We start from the raw sequence: 15,731 nt of genomic DNA, 5'->3' as shown, positions 1-15,731 counted from the left end.
CCCCCGTGACGGCCGATGTACCTGGTCAGCGTAGGATCGCGGCGCGGCGGCGGGCGAGGGATTATCCGCGGTCCCCGGGTGCGGACCCGCGGGTCGGCTGTGATGGGGCGAGCCGGGTTTGACCCGCGGAACCGTCCGGGTATCCTCTCCGGCTCGATTGGCCAGCGCCCCGCCCTCTATGGCAGACTAGCGGGGTTGCTCGGTCGAGTGTTGATGCTGTGCGCCTCCCGCCGGGAGGACCGGAAGCGAGTCCCACAGTACTCGTCGCCCTAACTGCCTCACGGCAGCGCTGGGGCGGACGTACGGGAATCTTCCGGGAAGCGTGGGTGCGGCACCGGCCAGGTACCCGGCGGGTCCGCCCCCGGTCTCGCGGTTCCGGAAGGGCCGTGTTCCCCAGCAGGGATGTTCGAACAAGGGGCATCTGTGTCAGCGGGAGCGCGACACGCCCGACCACGTGGGTCGGAGGAGGGAAGACTGGAACGCCGGGTTCCAGAGCGTAAAAGAGACAGGACTACGAAGTAGCCATGGCGGGACAGAAGATCCGCATCCGGCTCAAGGCCTACGACCACGAGGTCATCGACTCCTCGGCGAAGAAGATCGTCGAAACGGTGACCCGTACTGGTGCGTCGGTCGCGGGCCCGGTGCCGCTGCCCACTGAGAAGAACGTGTACTGCGTCATCAAGTCGCCGCACAAGTACAAGGACTCGCGCGAGCACTTCGAGATGCGCACCCACAAGCGCCTGATCGACATCCTCGACCCGACCCCCAAGACCGTTGACTCTCTGATGCGACTCGACCTCCCGGCCGGTGTCGACATCGAGATCAAGCTCTGAGGCCGGTGATCTGAGAGATGACCAAGCAGATCAAGGGCATCCTGGGCGAGAAGCTCGGTATGACGCAGGTCTGGGACGAGAACAACCGTGTCGTCCCCGTGACCGTCGTCAAGGCCGGGCCGAACGTCGTCACCCAGGTCCGTACGAACGACGCCGACGGCTACGAGTCCGTCCAGATCGCCTTCGGTGAGATCGACCCGCGCAAGGTGAACAAGCCCCTCAAGGGCCACTTCGCCAAGGCGGACGTCACCCCGCGTCGTCACCTCGTCGAGATCCGCACGTCGGATGCCTCCGAGTACACCCTCGGCCAGGAGATCACCGCTGAGGTGTTCGAGGCTGGTGTGAGGGTCGACGTCACCGGCAAGAGCAAGGGCAAGGGCTTCGCCGGTGTCATGAAGCGTCACAACTTCAAGGGCCTCGGCGCCGGGCACGGCGTTCAGCGCAAGCACCGCTCTCCCGGTTCGATCGGTGGCTGCGCCACCCCGGGCCGTGTGTTCAAGGGCGTCCGCATGGCGGGTCGCATGGGCAACGAGCGCGTCACCACCCAGAACCTGACCGTCCACGCCGTTGACGCGGAGAAGGGTCTGCTGCTCATCAAGGGCGCGGTTCCCGGTCCGAACGGCGGCCTCGTCCTGGTCCGCACCGCGGCCAAGGGGGCCTGAGGTAACCGATGAGCACTGTTGACATCCTTTCGCCTGCCGGCGAGAAGGCCGGTAGCGTCGAACTCCCCGCGGAGATCTTCGGCGTGGAGAAGGTCAGCATTCCGCTGATCCACCAGGTCGTCGTCGCGCAGAACGCGGCTGCCCGCCAGGGCACGCACAAGACCAAGACCCGTGCCGAGGTCCGTGGTGGCGGCAGGAAGCCGTACCGCCAGAAGGGCACCGGCCGCGCCCGTCAGGGTTCGACCCGCGCGCCGCAGTTCGCCGGTGGTGGCGTCGTGCACGGTCCCGTGCCGCGTGACTACTCGCAGCGGACCCCGAAGAAGATGAAGGCCGCGGCCCTGCGCCACGCCCTCACCGACCGGGCCCGCCACAACCGCATCCACGTCGTCACCGGCGTGATCGAGGGCGAGACCCCCTCCACCAAGGCCGCCAGGACGCTGTTCGGCAAGATCTCGGAGCGCAAGAACCTGCTCCTGGTCGTCGAGCGCGCCGACGAGGCCGCGTGGCTGTCCGCCCGCAACCTGCCCCAGGTCCACATCCTGGAGCCGGGCCAGCTGAACACGTACGACGTGATCGTCTCCGACGACGTGGTCTTCACCCAGGCCGCTTTCGAGTCCTTCGTGTCCGGCCCGAAGGCCAACGACACCGAAGGGAGCGAGGCCTGATGGCTATCCGTCACCCCGCCATTGCCTCGAAGGCCGCCAAGGCCGCCAAGGCCGCACGCGTCGCCAAGGCGCGTCGCCACGCCGCCGAGGGCAAGAACACCGTCGTCACCCCGGCGAGCAAGGCGTACACGGACCCCCGTGACGTCCTGCTGAAGCCGGTCGTGTCGGAGAAGAGCTACGCGCTCCTCGACGAGAACAAGTACACGTTCGTCGTTGCCCCGAGCGCGAACAAGACCCAGATCAAGGAGGCCGTCCAGGCGGTCTTCTCGGTCAAGGTCACCGGGGTCAACACGATCAACCGCCAGGGCAAGCGCAAGCGGACCCGCACGGGCTTCGGCCAGCGCGCCGCCACCAAGCGCGCGATCGTGACCCTCGCCGAGGGCGACCGTATCGACATCTTCGGCGGTCCGACCGCCTAAGGGCGGTCCGGATCGTCCGATATCGGACGAGGACTGAGAAATGGGAATCCGCAAGTACAAGCCGACTACGCCGGGCCGTCGTGGCGCCAGCGTCGCCGACTTCGTCGAGGTCACGCGGTCCACGCCGGAGAAGTCGCTGGTCCGTCCCCTGCACAGCAAGGGCGGCCGTAACAACACCGGTCGTGTGACCGTTCGCCACCAGGGTGGCGGACACAAGCGCGCCTACCGAGTGATCGACTTCCGTCGTCACGACAAGGACGGCGTGCCGGCGAAGGTCGCGCACATCGAGTACGACCCCAACCGCACCGCGCGCATCGCGCTGCTGCACTACGCCGACGGCGAGAAGCGCTACATCCTCGCCCCGCGCAACCTGCAGCAGGGTGACCGCGTCGAGAACGGTCCCGGGGCCGACATCAAGCCGGGCAACAACCTGGCCCTGCGCAACATCCCGGTCGGTACGACCCTGCACGCCATCGAGCTGCGTCCGGGCGGTGGCGCCAAGTTCGCCCGCTCGGCCGGTGCCTCCGTGCAGCTGCTCGCGAAGGAGGGCGCCTACGCCCACCTGCGCATGCCGTCCGGCGAGATCCGCCTGGTCGACGTCCGCTGCCGCGCCACTGTCGGCGAGGTCGGCAACGCCGAGCAGTCGAACATCAACTGGGGCAAGGCCGGCCGCAAGCGCTGGCTGGGCGTCCGCCCGACCGTGCGTGGTGTGGTCATGAACCCCGTGGACCACCCGCACGGTGGTGGTGAGGGCCGTACCTCCGGTGGCCGCCACCCGGTGTCCCCGTGGGGCCAGAAGGAAGGCCGTACTCGTTCCGCCAAGAAGGCGAGCGACAAGTACATCGTCCGCCGCCGCAAGACGAACAAGAAGCGCTAGGAGCGGGTTTAGATGCCGCGCAGTCTCAAGAAGGGGCCCTTCGTCGACGACCACCTGATCAAGAAGGTGGATGTCCAGAACGAAGCCGGCACCAAGAACGTCATCAAGACCTGGTCCCGCCGCTCGATGATCGTCCCGGCCATGCTCGGCCACACGATCGCGGTGCACAACGGCAAGACCCACATTCCGGTGTTTGTCACCGAGTCGATGGTCGGCCACAAGCTCGGCGAGTTCTCGCCGACGCGCACCTTCCGGGGTCACGTCAAGGACGACCGGAAGTCGAAGCGCCGCTAGCAGCGGGGTGGAATGACCATGACAGACACTGGAAGGACAACCATGGAAGCCAGGGCCCAGGCGCGGTACATCCGCGTCACGCCCATGAAGGCCCGCCGCGTGGTGGACCTCATCCGTGGCATGAACGCCACGGAGGCTCAGGCGGTCCTGCGTTTCGCCCCGCAGGCCGCGAGCGTGCCGGTCGGCAAGGTGCTGGACAGCGCCATTGCCAACGCCGCGCACAACTACGACCACACCGATGTCGACAGCCTCTTCATCTCCGAGGCCTACGTCGATGAGGGCCCGACCCTGAAGCGGTTCCGTCCGCGTGCCCAGGGCCGTGCCTACCGGATCCGCAAGCGGACCAGCCACATCACCGTGGTCGTCAGCAGCAAGGAAGGAACCCGGTAATGGGCCAGAAGGTAAACCCGCATGGGTTCCGGCTCGGTATCACGACCGACTTCAAGTCGCGTTGGTACGCCGACAAGCTGTACAAGGACTACGTCAAGGAAGACGTCTCCATCCGTCGGATGATGACGTCCGGCATGGAGCGCGCCGGCATCTCCAAGGTCGAGATCGAGCGCACCCGTGACCGCGTCCGCGTGGACATCCACACCGCGCGTCCGGGCATCGTCATCGGCCGCCGTGGCGCCGAGGCCGACCGCATCCGCGGCGACCTCGAGAAGCTCACGGGCAAGCAGGTCCAGCTGAACATCCTCGAGGTCAAGAACCCCGAGACCGACGCTCAGCTGGTTGCCCAGGCCGTCGCCGAGCAGCTCTCCTCCCGCGTCTCCTTCCGCCGCGCCATGCGTAAGAGCATGCAGTCGGCGATGAAGGCGGGCGCCAAGGGCATCAAGATCCAGTGCGGTGGCCGCCTCGGCGGCGCCGAGATGTCCCGCTCGGAGTTCTACCGCGAGGGCCGTGTGCCCCTGCACACGCTCCGCGCGAACGTGGACTACGGCTTCTTCGAGGCCAAGACGACCTTCGGCCGTATCGGTGTGAAGGTCTGGATCTACAAGGGCGACGTCAAGAACATCGCCGAGGTCCGCGCCGAGAACGCTGCCGCCCGTGCGGGTAACCGCCCGGCCCGCGGTGGTGCCGACCGCCCGGCCCGTGGTGGCCGCGGTGGCGAGCGCGGCGGGCGCGGCCGCAAGCCGCAGCAGGCTCCGGCTGCCGAGGCCCCCAAGGCCGACGCTCCCGCTGCCGCTCCGGCTGAGAGCACCGGAACGGAGGCCTGACCGACATGCTGATCCCCCGTAGGGTCAAGCACCGCAAGCAGCACCACCCGAAGCGCGACGGCGCTGCCAAGGGCGGCACGCAGATTGCGTTCGGCGAGTACGGCATCCAGGCGCTCACCCCGGCGTATGTGACGAACCGTCAGATCGAGGCCGCTCGTATCGCCATGACCCGTCACATCAAGCGTGGCGGCAAGGTCTGGATCAACATCTACCCGGACCGTCCGCTCACCAAGAAGCCCGCTGAGACCCGCATGGGTTCCGGTAAGGGTTCTCCGGAGTGGTGGATCGCCAACGTCAAGCCCGGACGCGTGATGTTCGAGCTGTCGTACCCCAACGAGAAGATCGCCCGTGAGGCGCTGACCCGTGCGGCCCACAAGCTGCCGATGAAGTGCCGGATCGTCAAGCGCGAGGCAGGTGAAGCGTGATGTCGGCCGGTACCAAGGCGTCCGAGCTGCGCGAGCTGGGCAACGAGGAGCTTCTGGACAAGCTCCGCGAGGCCAAGGAAGAGCTGTTCAACCTCCGCTTCCAGGCGGCGACGGGCCAGCTCGAGAACCACGGCCGTCTGAAGGCGGTCCGCAAGGACATCGCGCGGATCTACACCCTGATGCGCGAGCGTGAGCTGGGCATCGAAACGGTGGAGAACGCCTGATGAGCGAGAAGAACGTGACTGAGAACACTGAGGCGCGCGGCTTCCGCAAGACCCGCGAGGGTCTCGTCGTCAGCGACAAGATGGACAAGACCGTCGTCGTCGCCGTCGAGGACCGCGTCAAGCACGCGCTGTACGGCAAGGTCATCCGCCGTACGAACAAGCTCAAGGCGCACGACGAGCAGAACGCCGCGGGTGTCGGCGACCGCGTCCTCCTCATGGAGACCCGGCCGCTGTCCGCGAGCAAGCGCTGGCGCGTCGTCGAGATCCTCGAGAAGGCGAAGTAACCAGCGGGGGCTGCGAAGCCCCGGCTGACCACCGCTGGGGGCCGTACCGTCAGGTCCCGGCCCCCGGCGTGGGTTTCCGCCTGAAGAGGCGTAAGTAATTCCTGCGGGGCACCTCCCGCAGGACAGTTCCGCCAGGCTCTCCGGCCTCAACACCCGGAGGGAACCGGCAGACGATCAGGAGATAGACGTGATCCAGCAGGAGTCGCGACTGCGTGTCGCCGACAACACTGGTGCGAAGGAGATCCTTTGCATCCGTGTGCTCGGTGGCTCCGGTCGCCGCTACGCGGGCATCGGTGACGTCATCGTCGCCACCGTCAAGGACGCGATCCCCGGTGGCAACGTGAAGAAGGGTGACGTCGTCAAGGCGGTCATCGTTCGCACCGTCAAGGAGCGCCGCCGTCCGGACGGCTCGTACATCCGCTTCGACGAGAACGCCGCCGTCATTCTCAAGAACGACGGCGACCCTCGCGGCACCCGCATCTTCGGCCCGGTCGGCCGTGAGCTGCGCGAGAAGAAGTTCATGAAGATCATCTCGCTCGCGCCGGAGGTGCTGTAAGCATGAAGATCAAGAAGGGCGACCTGGTCCAGGTCATCACCGGTAAGGACAAGGGCAAGCAGGGCAAGGTCATTGCCGCTTACCCGCGCGACGAGCGTGTCCTGGTCGAGGGTGTCAACCGGGTCAAGAAGCACACCAAGGCCGGCCCGACCGCCAGCGGTTCGCAGGCCGGCGGCATCGTGACCACCGAGGCCCCGATCCACGTGTCCAACGTTCAGCTGGTCGTGGAGAAGGACGGCAACAAGGTCGTCACGCGTGTCGGCTACCGCTTCGACGACAACGGCAACAAGATCCGCGTTGCCAAGCGGACGGGTGAGGACATCTGATGGCGACCACCACCACTCCGCGTCTGAAGCACAAGTACCGCGAGGAGATCGCGGGCAAGCTGCGTGACGAGTTCAAGTACGAGAACGTCATGCAGATCCCGGGCCTCGTCAAGATCGTGGTCAACATGGGTGTGGGCGACGCCGCCCGCGACTCCAAGCTGATCGAGGGCGCCATCCGCGACCTCACCACGATCACCGGTCAGAAGCCGGCCGTCACCAAGGCCCGTAAGTCCATCGCGCAGTTCAAGCTGCGCGAGGGCCAGCCGATCGGTGCCCACGTCACGCTTCGTGGCGACCGCATGTGGGAGTTCCTGGACCGCACCCTGTCGCTCGCGCTGCCGCGCATCCGCGACTTCCGCGGTCTGTCCCCCAAGCAGTTCGACGGCCGTGGCAACTACACCTTCGGTCTCACGGAGCAGGTCATGTTCCACGAGATCGACCAGGACAAGATCGACCGTACCCGGGGTATGGACATCACCGTGGTCACCACGGCGACCAACGACGCTGAGGGCCGCGCGCTCCTTCGTCACCTCGGCTTCCCGTTCAAGGAGGCGTAAGCGAGATGGCGAAGAAGGCTCTGATTGCCAAGGCTGTTCGCAAGCCCAAGTTCGGTGTGCGCGCGTACACCCGCTGCCAGCGCTGCGGCCGTCCGCACTCCGTGTACCGCAAGTTCGGCCTGTGCCGCGTGTGCCTTCGTGAGATGGCTCACCGTGGCGAGCTGCCGGGCGTGACCAAGAGCTCCTGGTAACCAGCCCAGTTGGGTTGATGCCAGGCTCTCGGTAAGCATCTGGGTCGACAGGCGGCCCAACTCACATGCATTAGGCTTGTGGGGTTGGGCGTCTGCCGCCCGTACGACTTACTACGCCGTAGGTCCACCGCGCCGCACCCGTCCCGTCTCGGATCGGGGAGAGGGATGGCGCACCAGGAAACCCCGGCGAGAGAGGCCGAAGGCCACTTCATGACCATGACTGATCCGATCGCAGACATGCTTACGCGTCTGCGGAACGCGAACTCGGCATACCACGACTCCGTGACGATGCCGGCATCGAAGATCAAGTCGCACATCGCAGAGATCCTCCAGCAGGAGGGCTTCATCACGGGCTGGAAGGTCGAGGACGCCGAGGTCGGCAAGAACCTCGTCCTCGAGCTGAAGTTCGGCCCGAACCGTGAGCGCTCCATCGCGGGCATCAAGCGGATCTCCAAGCCCGGTCTCCGGGTGTACGCGAAGTCCACCAACCTGCCGAAGGTGCTCGGCGGCCTCGGCGTGGCGATCATCTCCACGTCCCACGGGCTCCTCACCGACAAGCAGGCCGGCAAGAAGGGCGTAGGCGGAGAAGTCCTCGCCTACGTCTGGTAACGGAAGGGAACGGAGGAAACAGCTATGTCGCGCATCGGCAAGCTCCCCATCGCGGTTCCCGCCGGCGTGGACGTCACCATCGACGGCAACACGGTCTCGGTCAAGGGCCCCAAGGGCACGCTGACCCACACCGTCGTGGCGCCGATCGAGATCGTCAAGGGTGAGGACGGCGTTCTGAACGTCACCCGCCCCAACGACGAGCGTCAGAACAAGGCCCTGCACGGCCTGTCCCGCACGCTGGTGGCGAACATGATCACCGGCGTGACCCAGGGTTACGTGAAGAAGCTCGAGATCAGCGGTGTCGGTTACCGCGTGACCGCCAAGGGCTCGAACCTCGAGTTCGCGCTCGGCTACAGCCACCCGATCACCGTCGAGGCCCCCGAGGGCATCACCTTCAAGGTGGAGGCCCCCACCCGTTTCTCGGTCGAGGGCATCGACAAGCAGAAGGTCGGCGAGGTTGCGGCCAACATCCGCAAGCTGCGCAAGCCCGACCCGTACAAGGCCAAGGGCGTCAAGTACGAGGGCGAAGTCATCCGCCGCAAGGTCGGAAAGGCGGGCAAGTAAGCCATGGCATACGGACAGAAGATCCTCAAGGGCGACGCCTACAAGCGCGCCGCGATCAAGCGCCGTCACCTCCGGATCCGCAAGCGGGTTTCGGGTACGGCGGAGCGTCCGCGTCTGGTCGTGACCCGCTCCAACCGCCACATCGTGGCGCAGGTGATCGACGACCTCAAGGGCCACACCCTGGCATCGGCGTCCACGCTGGACACCTCGGTCCGTGGTGGCGAGGGCGACAAGTCCGCGCAGGCCAAGCAGGTCGGCGCCCTGGTCGCCGAGCGTGCCAAGGCCGCCGGTGTCGAGGCTGTCGTGTTCGACCGTGGTGGCAACCAGTACGCCGGGCGCATCGCCGCCCTGGCGGACGCCGCCCGCGAAGCCGGGCTCAAGTTCTGAGCCTGCCGTAGCTAGCGGAAACAGAGAGAGGTAATTCCAATGGCTGGACCCCAGCGCCGCGGTGGCGGTGCCGGTGGCGGCGAGCGGCGGGACCGGAAGGGCCGTGACGGCGGCGCTGCTGCCGCCGAGAAGACCGCGTACGTTGAGCGCGTCGTCGCGATCAACCGTGTCGCCAAGGTTGTGAAGGGTGGTCGTCGCTTCAGCTTCACCGCGCTGGTCGTGGTGGGCGACGGTGACGGCACCGTGGGTGTCGGATACGGCAAGGCCAAGGAGGTGCCGGCCGCCATCGCCAAGGGCGTTGAGGAGGCCAAGAAGCACTTCTTCAAGGTCCCCCGGATCCAGGGCACCATCCCGCACCCGATCCAGGGTGAGAAGGCTGCCGGCGTCGTGCTGCTCAAGCCCGCGTCCCCGGGTACCGGTGTTATCGCCGGTGGTCCGGTGCGTGCCGTGCTCGAGTGCGCCGGTATCCACGACATCCTGTCGAAGTCGCTCGGCTCCGACAACGCGATCAACATCGTGCACGCGACCGTGGCGGCCCTGAAGGGCCTGCAGCGTCCCGAGGAGGTCGCGGCCCGCCGTGGTCTGCCGCTCGAGGACGTCGCTCCCGCGGCCCTGCTGCGTGCGCGTGCCGGGGCGGGTGCGTGATGGCACAGCTCAAGATCACGCAGGTCAAGTCCTACATCGGCAGCAAGCAGAACCACCGTGACACCCTGCGTTCCCTGGGCCTCAAGCGCCTGGGTGACGTGGTCGTCAAGGAGGACCGCCCCGAGTTCCGCGGCATGGTGCACACCGTCCGCCACCTCGTGACGGTCGAGGAGGTCGACTGATCATGGCGGAGCAGAACCCGCTCAAGATCCACAACCTCCGTCCCGCCCCGGGCGCCAAGACCGCCAAGACCCGTGTGGGTCGTGGTGAGGCGTCGAAGGGTAAGACGGCCGGTCGTGGTACCAAGGGCACCAAGGCCCGCTACCAGGTTCCGGAGCGCTTCGAGGGTGGCCAGATGCCGCTGCACATGCGCCTCCCGAAGCTGAAGGGCTTCAAGAACCCGTTCAAGACCGAGTTCCAGGTCGTGAACCTCGACAAGCTGGCCGCGCTCTACCCCGAGGGTGGCGAGGTCACGGTCGAGGACCTGGTGGCCAAGGGCGCCGTTCGCAAGAACAGCCTCGTCAAGGTCCTGGGCCAGGGCGAGGTCTCCGTGGCGCTGCAGGTGACGGTCGACGCCGTCTCCGGCTCCGCCAAGGAGAAGATCACCGCCGCCGGCGGTACCGTCACCGAGCTCGTCTGATTCCCTCGGACGCCTCGATGGCCTGAACGATCCCGCCGGGGATATCCCACATCGGGGTATCCCCGGTTGGTCGTTCCAAGGGGGCAGTCTCGCCGGTAAGGTGGCCAGCACTGCCAACTTTCACAGGGCGCCGCAGTACGGGCACTCTGGGCGGTAGTCGACCGTTACTCATGTCGTTGTCCAGTCGGAATCTCAAGACCGTCACCCTTGACGCAGTCGCGCGGGGGTCGCAGGAGGCACCGTGCTCACCGCGTTCGCCCGGGCGTTCAGGACGCCCGACCTGCGCAAGAAGCTGCTCTTCACGCTCGCCATCATCGTGGTGTACCGGGTCGGTACGCACATCCCGATCCCGGGCGTCGACTACAAGAGCGTCCAGACTTGTATCGATGTCGCCAAGGGCAACCAGGGCCTGTTCGGTCTGGTCAACATGTTCAGCGGCGGCGCGCTGCTGCAGATCACGATCTTCGCGCTGGGCATCATGCCCTACATCACGGCGAGCATCATTCTCCAGCTGCTGACCGTGGTCATCCCCCGTCTCGAGGCCCTGAAGAAGGAGGGCTCGGCGGGTACGACGAAGATCACGCAGTACACCCGTTACCTGACGGTGGCGCTGGCGATCCTCCAGGGCACGGGCCTGGTGGCCACCGCCCGCAGCGGCGCCCTGTTCTCGGGCTGCCCGGTGGCGACCTCGATCGTCCCGGATCAGTCGATCTTCAGCACCATCACGATGGTCATCTGCATGACCGCCGGTACGGCCGTCGTCATGTGGCTCGGCGAGCTGATCACCGACCGCGGTATCGGCAACGGCATGTCCATCCTGATGTTCATCTCGATCGCCGCGACCTTCCCGTCCGCGCTGTGGGCCATCAAGAAGCAGGGCACCCTGGCGGGCGGCTGGATCGAGTTCGGCACCGTCATCGCCGTCGGTCTGGTCATGGTCGGCCTGGTGGTCTTCGTCGAGCAGGCGCAGCGGCGCATCCCGGTCCAGTACGCGAAGCGCATGATCGGCCGGCGTTCCTACGGCGGTACGTCCACGTACATCCCGCTCAAGGTGAACCAGGCGGGTGTGATCCCCGTCATCTTCGCCTCGTCGCTGCTGTACATTCCGGCCCTGATCGCGCAGTTCGCCGGGGGCGGTTCGGGGTGGAAAGCCTGGATCCAGCAGAACCTGACCAAGGGCGACCACCCGATTTACATCACTCTGTACTTCTTGCTGATTGTTTTCTTCGCGTTCTTCTACGTGGCCATCTCGTTCAACCCCGAGGAAGTCGCGGACAACATGAAGAAGTATGGTGGCTTCATCCCGGGCATCCGGGCCGGTCGGCCCACCGCTGAGTACCTCTCGTACGTGCTCAACCGGATCACCTGGCCGGGATCGCTGTACCTGGGTCTGATTGCTCTCGTACCGACAGTGGCGTTGGTTGGCTTCGGGGCGAGCCAGAACTTCCCGTTCGGTGGCACCAGCATCCTGATCATCGTGGGTGTCGGTCTCGAGACGGTGAAGCAGATCGAGAGCCAGCTCCAGCAGCGCAATTACGAAGGGTTCCTCCGCTGATGCGAATCGTCCTCGTCGGACCGCCCGGTGCCGGCAAGGGAACGCAGGCCGCGTTCCTCGCCAAGAACCTGTCGATCCCGCACATCTCCACGGGCGACCTGTTCCGCGCCAACATCAGCCAGCAGACGGAACTCGGCAAGCTGGCGAAGTCCTTCATGGACAAGGGCGAACTGGTACCGGACGAGGTCACCATCGCGATGGCCAAGGACCGCATGGAGCAGCCGGACGCGAAGAACGGCTTCCTGCTGGACGGCTTCCCGCGCAATGTGCAGCAGGCCGAGGCGCTGGACGACATGCTCAAGAGCGAGGGCATGAAGCTGGACGCGGTCCTCGACCTCGAGGTCCCCGAGGAAGAGGTCGTCAAGCGCATCGCGGGCCGCCGGGTCTGCCGCAACGAGCCGTCGCACGTCTTCCACGAGTCGTACAAGCCTCCGAAGCAGGCGGGCGTCTGCGACGTCTGCGGTGGCGAGCTCTACCAGCGCGACGACGACTCCGAGGAGACCGTCCGCAAGCGGCTGGAGGTCTACCACCAGCAGACCGAGCCGATCATCGACTACTACAAGGCGCAGGGCCTGGTAGCCACGATCTCCGCGCTCGGCAAGGTGGAAGAGGTCACCCGCCGCGCGATGGAGGCGCTCAAGCAGAAGGTCGACGCCAAGTAGTCGCCCTCACCGCTCACCGGCCGCGGTCCCGACTCGGGACCGCGGCCGTGGTGTGCGGTCCCTCGGACGCGGCCGCGGCTTCCGGACCCGGATCCCGGCCGACCCGAGCGGGCGCCGGCACCGAGCGCGGCCGGGCAGTATCGGCCGCCCCTTATCGTTGATGGTGTCCGTCATCTCCAGGTCCAGAAAGGCCGCAGCCCCCATGGTGCAGATCAAGACCCCTGAGCAGATCGCCAAGATGCGTGAGGCGGGGCTGGTCGTCGCCGCTGTGCATGCGGCCACCCGCGAGGCGGCCGTTCCCGGGGCCACGACGAAGGACCTGGACGAGGTGGCGCGCAAGGTCCTCGCCGAGCACGGGGCGAAGTCGAACTTCCTGGGCTACGGAGGCTTCCCCGCGACGATCTGCACCTCGGCGAACGAGGTCGTGGTCCACGGCATCCCCTCCGACGAGGTCGTGCTCAAGGACGGGGACATCATCTCCATCGACGCTGGCGCCATCGTGGACGGCTGGCACGGGGATGCCGCGTACACCGTCTTCGTGGGGTCCGGTCACGCTCCGGAGCTGATCGAGCTGTCCCGGGTGACCGAGGAGTCGATGTGGGCCGGGATCGCGGCGGTGAAGCAGGGCAACCGGCTCGTCGACGTCTCCCGGGCGATCGAGACGTACATCCGCCGGCAGCCGAAGCCGGGCGGCGGCAGGTACGGGATCATCGAGGACTACGGCGGGCACGGCATCGGCACCGAGATGCACATGGACCCGCATCTGCTGAACTATGTCGACCGGCGCCGGGGCAAGGGCCCCAAGCTGGTGCCCGGCTTCTGCCTCGCCATCGAGCCGATGGTGTCGCTGGGGACGCCGAAGACCGAGGTGCTCGAGGACGACTGGACCGTGATCACCACGGACGGCACCTGGTCCTCGCACTGGGAGCACTCCGTCGCCCTGACGGAGCAGGGCCCGCTGGTCCTGACGGCCCCGGACGGCGGTAAGGCGAAGCTCGCCGAATACGGCATCACGACGGCCCCGGACCCGCTGGCCTGAGTCCGGCGGCCTGAGGGGCCCCGCGCGCATGATGATCTCGCGCATGGGGCAGACTTCCACGATTCGTCTTTCCGAGGGGCCTGGCGTAGACTGACTCGTCGGCTCTCGTGTATTCGCATGTCCGCATGCGGGACCCTGAGTCGATCAAGGTAGTCGATTCGAAGGGCGAAGCGTGGCCAAGAAGCAAGGTGCCATCGAGATCGAGGGCACTGTCGTCGAGTCTCTTCCGAACGCCATGTTCAAGGTCGAGCTCCAGAACGGCCACCAGGTCCTGGCACACATCAGCGGCAAGATGCGTATGCACTACATCCGCATCCTCCCTGACGACCGGGTCGTGGTGGAGTTGTCTCCGTACGACCTGACGCGTGGCCGGATCGTCTACCGATACAAGTAGATCTTGCCCGCACTCCGCTCCGGCGGGGTGGTGGCACTGACCCGGAGAACCTCAATCCCATGAAGGTCAAGCCGAGCGTCAAGAAGATCTGCGACAAGTGCAGGGTGATCCGCCGTCACGGTCGGGTCATGGTCATCTGTGAGAACCCGCGCCACAAGCAGCGCCAGGGCTGACGCACGACCGCACCTCTGCATCCGCAGAAATTCGCGCGACGCAAGCTGAATATGTTCATACGCAGTGCCCGGAGCCATACGGTTCCGATACCCCCGGTTCGGAGGCCGGGGACCCGGTTCGTACCTCGTACGGCGGTCGGGAGCCGGCTCTGCGGAAGACCTCCGAAGATCACCAGGAGCCATTGAATGGCACGCGTTTCCGGTGTTGACATCCCGCGCGAAAAGCGCGTGGAGGTCGCCCTCACCTATGTGTTCGGCATCGGCCGGACGCTCTCCCAGCTGACGCTGGCGGAGACCGGCATCGACCCGAACACCCGTGTTCGCGACCTCTCCGAGGAGCAGCTCGTCGCGATCCGCGAGTACGTCGACAACAACATCAAGACCGAGGGTGACCTCCGTCGTGAGATCCAGGCCGACATCCGCCGCAAGGTGGAGATCGGTTGCTACCAGGGTCTCCGTCACCGTCGCGGTCTGCCCGTCCGCGGTCAGCGCACCAGCACCAACGCCCGTACCCGCAAGGGCCCGCGTCGCGCCATCGCCGGCAAGAAGAAGCCGGGCAAGAAGTAGTCCGCAGCGGACATCTGTCCACGGTCTTCGCTGTAGGACCGACCACCTCCCGTAGGAGTTAGTAGATGCCCCCCAAGGGTCGTCAGGGCGCTGCCAAGAAGGTGCGCCGCAAGGAAAAGAAGAACGTCGCTCACGGCCACGCGCACATCAAGAGCACGTTCAACAACACGATCGTCTCGATCACGGACCCGTCCGGCAACGTGATCTCCTGGGCCTCCGCCGGCCACGTCGGCTTCAAGGGCTCCCGGAAGTCCACGCCGTTCGCCGCGCAGATGGCCGCCGAGTCGGCCGCCCGCCGCGCCCAGGAGCACGGCATGCGCAAGGTCGACGTGTTCGTGAAGGGCCCGGGTTCCGGTCGTGAGACCGCGATCCGCTCCCTGCAGGCCACGGGCCTCGAGGTCGGCTCCATCCAGGACGTCACCCCGACCCCGCACAACGGCTGCCGTCCGCCGAAGCGCCGCCGCGTCTGACGCACGGCCGCTTCGCAGGACAGCGGTTTCGGGCGGTACGGCCCCTTGGGGTCGTACCGCCCGTACCCTTGCAGTACCCGCACTCTGTCAGGTGCGGCCCGTCGGGCGTCATATAGCGGGCGTCCACGAATGAAGGATCTGATCCACAGATGCTGATCGCTCAGCGACCCTCGTTGACCGAGGAGGTCGTCGACGAGTTCCGTTCCCGGTTCGTGATCGAGCCGCTGGAGCCGGGCTTCGGCTACACCCTCGGTAACTCCCTCCGCCGCACCCTCCTGTCGTCGATCCCCGGCGCTGCTGTCACCAGCATCCGCATCGACGGCGTCCTGCACGAGTTCACCACCGTGCCGGGCGTCAAGGAGGACGTCACCGACCTGATCCTCAACATCAAGCAGCTGGTCGTCTCCTCGGAGCACGACGAGCCGGTCGTGATGTACCTGCGCAAGCAGGGCCCGGGTCTGGTCACCGCCGCCGACATCGCGCCCCCGGCCGGTGT

28 protein-coding genes and 1 pseudogene are annotated in these 15,731 nt (G+C 66.5%); all 29 read left to right on the top strand.

Going from position 1 to position 15,731, the window contains the following annotated elements; all coding sequences use genetic code 11:
* Nucleotides 1-524 precede the first annotated feature (524 nt).
* Nucleotides 525-833, top strand: a complete 309-nt coding sequence (rpsJ, locus tag ACWDA7_RS20585; RefSeq protein WP_003948644.1) for a 30S ribosomal protein S10 — start codon at nucleotides 525-527, stop codon at nucleotides 831-833.
* A gap of 17 nt (nucleotides 834-850) precedes the next feature.
* Complete coding sequence (gene rplC / locus ACWDA7_RS20580; protein WP_359396257.1) at nucleotides 851-1,495, top strand: 50S ribosomal protein L3; 645 nt, start codon at nucleotides 851-853, stop codon at nucleotides 1,493-1,495.
* An 8-nt stretch (nucleotides 1,496-1,503) separates the two neighbouring features.
* Nucleotides 1,504-2,160, top strand: a complete 657-nt coding sequence (rplD, locus tag ACWDA7_RS20575) for a 50S ribosomal protein L4 (RefSeq protein WP_450605681.1) — start codon at nucleotides 1,504-1,506, stop codon at nucleotides 2,158-2,160.
* Nucleotides 2,160-2,579, top strand: a complete 420-nt coding sequence (rplW, locus tag ACWDA7_RS20570; RefSeq protein ID WP_450605680.1) for a 50S ribosomal protein L23 — start codon at nucleotides 2,160-2,162, stop codon at nucleotides 2,577-2,579. Before rplD ends, rplW begins: the two co-directional genes overlap by 1 nt.
* A gap of 40 nt (nucleotides 2,580-2,619) precedes the next feature.
* Nucleotides 2,620-3,456 carry a 50S ribosomal protein L2 gene (gene rplB, locus ACWDA7_RS20565; protein WP_359396266.1) on the top strand — a complete coding sequence of 279 codons (837 nt, stop codon included), beginning with the start codon at nucleotides 2,620-2,622 and terminating at the stop codon, nucleotides 3,454-3,456.
* 12 nt (nucleotides 3,457-3,468) lie between these two features.
* A complete protein-coding gene (gene rpsS, locus ACWDA7_RS20560; RefSeq protein WP_003948639.1) occupies nucleotides 3,469-3,750 on the top strand; it encodes a 30S ribosomal protein S19 in 282 nt (93 codons plus the stop codon).
* Between the two features lie 42 nt (nucleotides 3,751-3,792).
* A complete protein-coding gene (gene rplV / locus ACWDA7_RS20555; protein ID WP_346173381.1) occupies nucleotides 3,793-4,140 on the top strand; it encodes a 50S ribosomal protein L22 in 348 nt (115 codons plus the stop codon).
* Complete coding sequence (gene rpsC / locus ACWDA7_RS20550) at nucleotides 4,140-4,967, top strand: 30S ribosomal protein S3 (RefSeq protein WP_359396269.1); 828 nt, start codon at nucleotides 4,140-4,142, stop codon at nucleotides 4,965-4,967. Before rplV ends, rpsC begins: the two co-directional genes overlap by 1 nt.
* Before the next feature lie 5 nt (nucleotides 4,968-4,972).
* Nucleotides 4,973-5,392 carry a 50S ribosomal protein L16 gene (gene rplP / locus ACWDA7_RS20545; protein WP_360990536.1) on the top strand — a complete coding sequence of 140 codons (420 nt, stop codon included), beginning with the start codon at nucleotides 4,973-4,975 and terminating at the stop codon, nucleotides 5,390-5,392.
* Nucleotides 5,392-5,616: a 50S ribosomal protein L29 gene (rpmC, locus tag ACWDA7_RS20540; protein ID WP_054217228.1), complete on the top strand. Its 225-nt coding sequence runs from the start codon at nucleotides 5,392-5,394 to the stop codon at nucleotides 5,614-5,616. Before rplP ends, rpmC begins: the two co-directional genes overlap by 1 nt.
* Complete coding sequence (gene rpsQ / locus ACWDA7_RS20535; RefSeq protein WP_360990539.1) at nucleotides 5,616-5,900, top strand: 30S ribosomal protein S17; 285 nt, start codon at nucleotides 5,616-5,618, stop codon at nucleotides 5,898-5,900. Before rpmC ends, rpsQ begins: the two co-directional genes overlap by 1 nt.
* Before the next feature lie 187 nt (nucleotides 5,901-6,087).
* A complete protein-coding gene (gene rplN / locus ACWDA7_RS20530; RefSeq protein ID WP_003998823.1) occupies nucleotides 6,088-6,456 on the top strand; it encodes a 50S ribosomal protein L14 in 369 nt (122 codons plus the stop codon).
* A gap of 2 nt (nucleotides 6,457-6,458) precedes the next feature.
* Nucleotides 6,459-6,782, top strand: coding sequence for a 50S ribosomal protein L24 (gene rplX, locus ACWDA7_RS20525; protein WP_359396282.1), 324 nt, complete (start codon nucleotides 6,459-6,461; stop codon nucleotides 6,780-6,782).
* The gene (gene rplE / locus ACWDA7_RS20520; RefSeq protein WP_450605679.1) at nucleotides 6,782-7,339 is read left to right on the top strand and encodes a 50S ribosomal protein L5; all 558 of its coding nucleotides are present in this window, start codon (nucleotides 6,782-6,784) and stop codon (nucleotides 7,337-7,339) included. Before rplX ends, rplE begins: the two co-directional genes overlap by 1 nt.
* A gap of 5 nt (nucleotides 7,340-7,344) precedes the next feature.
* On the top strand, nucleotides 7,345-7,530 hold the full coding sequence (locus tag ACWDA7_RS20515) for a type Z 30S ribosomal protein S14 (protein WP_450605678.1): 186 nt from the start codon (nucleotides 7,345-7,347) through the stop codon (nucleotides 7,528-7,530).
* Nucleotides 7,531-7,740: 210 nt separating this feature from the next.
* Nucleotides 7,741-8,139, top strand: a complete 399-nt coding sequence (rpsH, locus tag ACWDA7_RS20510) for a 30S ribosomal protein S8 (RefSeq protein WP_007384075.1) — start codon at nucleotides 7,741-7,743, stop codon at nucleotides 8,137-8,139.
* Between the two features lie 24 nt (nucleotides 8,140-8,163).
* Nucleotides 8,164-8,703 (top strand): 50S ribosomal protein L6, encoded by a 540-nt coding sequence (gene rplF, locus ACWDA7_RS20505; RefSeq protein ID WP_450605677.1) that lies wholly within the window; start codon nucleotides 8,164-8,166, stop codon nucleotides 8,701-8,703.
* Nucleotides 8,704-8,706: 3 nt separating this feature from the next.
* Entirely contained in the window at nucleotides 8,707-9,090 is a 384-nt protein-coding gene (gene rplR / locus ACWDA7_RS20500) for a 50S ribosomal protein L18 (RefSeq protein WP_450605676.1), read from the top strand.
* A gap of 39 nt (nucleotides 9,091-9,129) precedes the next feature.
* The gene (rpsE, locus tag ACWDA7_RS20495; RefSeq protein ID WP_007494753.1) at nucleotides 9,130-9,735 is read left to right on the top strand and encodes a 30S ribosomal protein S5; all 606 of its coding nucleotides are present in this window, start codon (nucleotides 9,130-9,132) and stop codon (nucleotides 9,733-9,735) included.
* Nucleotides 9,735-9,917, top strand: a complete 183-nt coding sequence (gene rpmD, locus ACWDA7_RS20490; protein ID WP_030174559.1) for a 50S ribosomal protein L30 — start codon at nucleotides 9,735-9,737, stop codon at nucleotides 9,915-9,917. The genes rpsE and rpmD overlap by 1 nt, the downstream gene beginning before the upstream one ends.
* 2 nt (nucleotides 9,918-9,919) lie before the next feature.
* The gene (gene rplO, locus ACWDA7_RS20485) at nucleotides 9,920-10,375 is read left to right on the top strand and encodes a 50S ribosomal protein L15 (RefSeq protein WP_265566063.1); all 456 of its coding nucleotides are present in this window, start codon (nucleotides 9,920-9,922) and stop codon (nucleotides 10,373-10,375) included.
* Nucleotides 10,376-10,616: 241 nt separating this feature from the next.
* Complete coding sequence (gene secY / locus ACWDA7_RS20480) at nucleotides 10,617-11,930, top strand: preprotein translocase subunit SecY (RefSeq protein ID WP_450605675.1); 1,314 nt, start codon at nucleotides 10,617-10,619, stop codon at nucleotides 11,928-11,930.
* Nucleotides 11,930-12,592 (top strand): adenylate kinase, encoded by a 663-nt coding sequence (locus ACWDA7_RS20475; protein WP_450605674.1) that lies wholly within the window; start codon nucleotides 11,930-11,932, stop codon nucleotides 12,590-12,592. Before secY ends, ACWDA7_RS20475 begins: the two co-directional genes overlap by 1 nt.
* A 202-nt stretch (nucleotides 12,593-12,794) precedes the next feature.
* Entirely contained in the window at nucleotides 12,795-13,631 is an 837-nt protein-coding gene (map, locus tag ACWDA7_RS20470) for a type I methionyl aminopeptidase (protein WP_450605673.1), read from the top strand.
* Between the two features lie 172 nt (nucleotides 13,632-13,803).
* Nucleotides 13,804-14,025 (top strand): translation initiation factor IF-1, encoded by a 222-nt coding sequence (gene infA / locus ACWDA7_RS20465; RefSeq protein ID WP_003948620.1) that lies wholly within the window; start codon nucleotides 13,804-13,806, stop codon nucleotides 14,023-14,025.
* A 59-nt stretch (nucleotides 14,026-14,084) separates the two neighbouring features.
* Entirely contained in the window at nucleotides 14,085-14,198 is a 114-nt protein-coding gene (rpmJ, locus tag ACWDA7_RS20460; protein WP_003998809.1) for a 50S ribosomal protein L36, read from the top strand.
* Nucleotides 14,199-14,384: 186 nt separating this feature from the next.
* Nucleotides 14,385-14,765, top strand: coding sequence for a 30S ribosomal protein S13 (rpsM, locus tag ACWDA7_RS20455; RefSeq protein WP_037680379.1), 381 nt, complete (start codon nucleotides 14,385-14,387; stop codon nucleotides 14,763-14,765).
* Between the two features lie 65 nt (nucleotides 14,766-14,830).
* The gene (gene rpsK, locus ACWDA7_RS20450) at nucleotides 14,831-15,235 is read left to right on the top strand and encodes a 30S ribosomal protein S11 (RefSeq protein ID WP_003956432.1); all 405 of its coding nucleotides are present in this window, start codon (nucleotides 14,831-14,833) and stop codon (nucleotides 15,233-15,235) included.
* Nucleotides 15,236-15,384: 149 nt separating this feature from the next.
* Nucleotides 15,385-15,731 (top strand): annotated as a pseudogene (locus tag ACWDA7_RS20445) (DNA-directed RNA polymerase subunit alpha); the annotation flags it as partial.

The sequence above is a fragment of the Streptomyces sp. NPDC001156 genome (assembly GCF_053598275.1).
The sequence above is the reverse complement of the archived record's forward strand: the minus strand, read 5'-3'. Positions and strand labels throughout refer to the sequence as shown.

What these genes read in the sequence shown, in the direction of transcription:
- rpsJ (WP_003948644.1), top strand. Translation starts at nt 525, where the DNA reads ATGGCGGGACAGAAGATCCGCATCCGGCTCAAGGCCTACGACCACGAG.
- rplO (WP_265566063.1), top strand. Translation starts at nt 9,920, where the DNA reads ATGGCGGAGCAGAACCCGCTCAAGATCCACAACCTCCGTCCCGCCCCG.
- rplB (WP_359396266.1), top strand. Translation starts at nt 2,620, where the DNA reads ATGGGAATCCGCAAGTACAAGCCGACTACGCCGGGCCGTCGTGGCGCC.
- ACWDA7_RS20515 (WP_450605678.1), top strand. Translation starts at nt 7,345, where the DNA reads ATGGCGAAGAAGGCTCTGATTGCCAAGGCTGTTCGCAAGCCCAAGTTC.
- rpsK (WP_003956432.1), top strand. Translation starts at nt 14,831, where the DNA reads ATGCCCCCCAAGGGTCGTCAGGGCGCTGCCAAGAAGGTGCGCCGCAAG.
- rplR (WP_450605676.1), top strand. Translation starts at nt 8,707, where the DNA reads ATGGCATACGGACAGAAGATCCTCAAGGGCGACGCCTACAAGCGCGCC.
- rplV (WP_346173381.1), top strand. Translation starts at nt 3,793, where the DNA reads ATGGAAGCCAGGGCCCAGGCGCGGTACATCCGCGTCACGCCCATGAAG.
- rpsS (WP_003948639.1), top strand. Translation starts at nt 3,469, where the DNA reads ATGCCGCGCAGTCTCAAGAAGGGGCCCTTCGTCGACGACCACCTGATC.
- rplF (WP_450605677.1), top strand. Translation starts at nt 8,164, where the DNA reads ATGTCGCGCATCGGCAAGCTCCCCATCGCGGTTCCCGCCGGCGTGGAC.
- rplC (WP_359396257.1), top strand. Translation starts at nt 851, where the DNA reads ATGACCAAGCAGATCAAGGGCATCCTGGGCGAGAAGCTCGGTATGACG.
- rpsM (WP_037680379.1), top strand. Translation starts at nt 14,385, where the DNA reads ATGGCACGCGTTTCCGGTGTTGACATCCCGCGCGAAAAGCGCGTGGAG.
- rplD (WP_450605681.1), top strand. Translation starts at nt 1,504, where the DNA reads ATGAGCACTGTTGACATCCTTTCGCCTGCCGGCGAGAAGGCCGGTAGC.
- rpsC (WP_359396269.1), top strand. Translation starts at nt 4,140, where the DNA reads ATGGGCCAGAAGGTAAACCCGCATGGGTTCCGGCTCGGTATCACGACC.
- rpmC (WP_054217228.1), top strand. Translation starts at nt 5,392, where the DNA reads ATGTCGGCCGGTACCAAGGCGTCCGAGCTGCGCGAGCTGGGCAACGAG.
- rplE (WP_450605679.1), top strand. Translation starts at nt 6,782, where the DNA reads ATGGCGACCACCACCACTCCGCGTCTGAAGCACAAGTACCGCGAGGAG.
- rplP (WP_360990536.1), top strand. Translation starts at nt 4,973, where the DNA reads ATGCTGATCCCCCGTAGGGTCAAGCACCGCAAGCAGCACCACCCGAAG.
- rplW (WP_450605680.1), top strand. Translation starts at nt 2,160, where the DNA reads ATGGCTATCCGTCACCCCGCCATTGCCTCGAAGGCCGCCAAGGCCGCC.
- rpmD (WP_030174559.1), top strand. Translation starts at nt 9,735, where the DNA reads ATGGCACAGCTCAAGATCACGCAGGTCAAGTCCTACATCGGCAGCAAG.
- rplX (WP_359396282.1), top strand. Translation starts at nt 6,459, where the DNA reads ATGAAGATCAAGAAGGGCGACCTGGTCCAGGTCATCACCGGTAAGGAC.
- ACWDA7_RS20475 (WP_450605674.1), top strand. Translation starts at nt 11,930, where the DNA reads ATGCGAATCGTCCTCGTCGGACCGCCCGGTGCCGGCAAGGGAACGCAG.
- rpsH (WP_007384075.1), top strand. Translation starts at nt 7,741, where the DNA reads ATGACCATGACTGATCCGATCGCAGACATGCTTACGCGTCTGCGGAAC.
- map (WP_450605673.1), top strand. Translation starts at nt 12,795, where the DNA reads ATGGTGCAGATCAAGACCCCTGAGCAGATCGCCAAGATGCGTGAGGCG.
- rpsE (WP_007494753.1), top strand. Translation starts at nt 9,130, where the DNA reads ATGGCTGGACCCCAGCGCCGCGGTGGCGGTGCCGGTGGCGGCGAGCGG.
- rpmJ (WP_003998809.1), top strand. Translation starts at nt 14,085, where the DNA reads ATGAAGGTCAAGCCGAGCGTCAAGAAGATCTGCGACAAGTGCAGGGTG.
- rpsQ (WP_360990539.1), top strand. Translation starts at nt 5,616, where the DNA reads ATGAGCGAGAAGAACGTGACTGAGAACACTGAGGCGCGCGGCTTCCGC.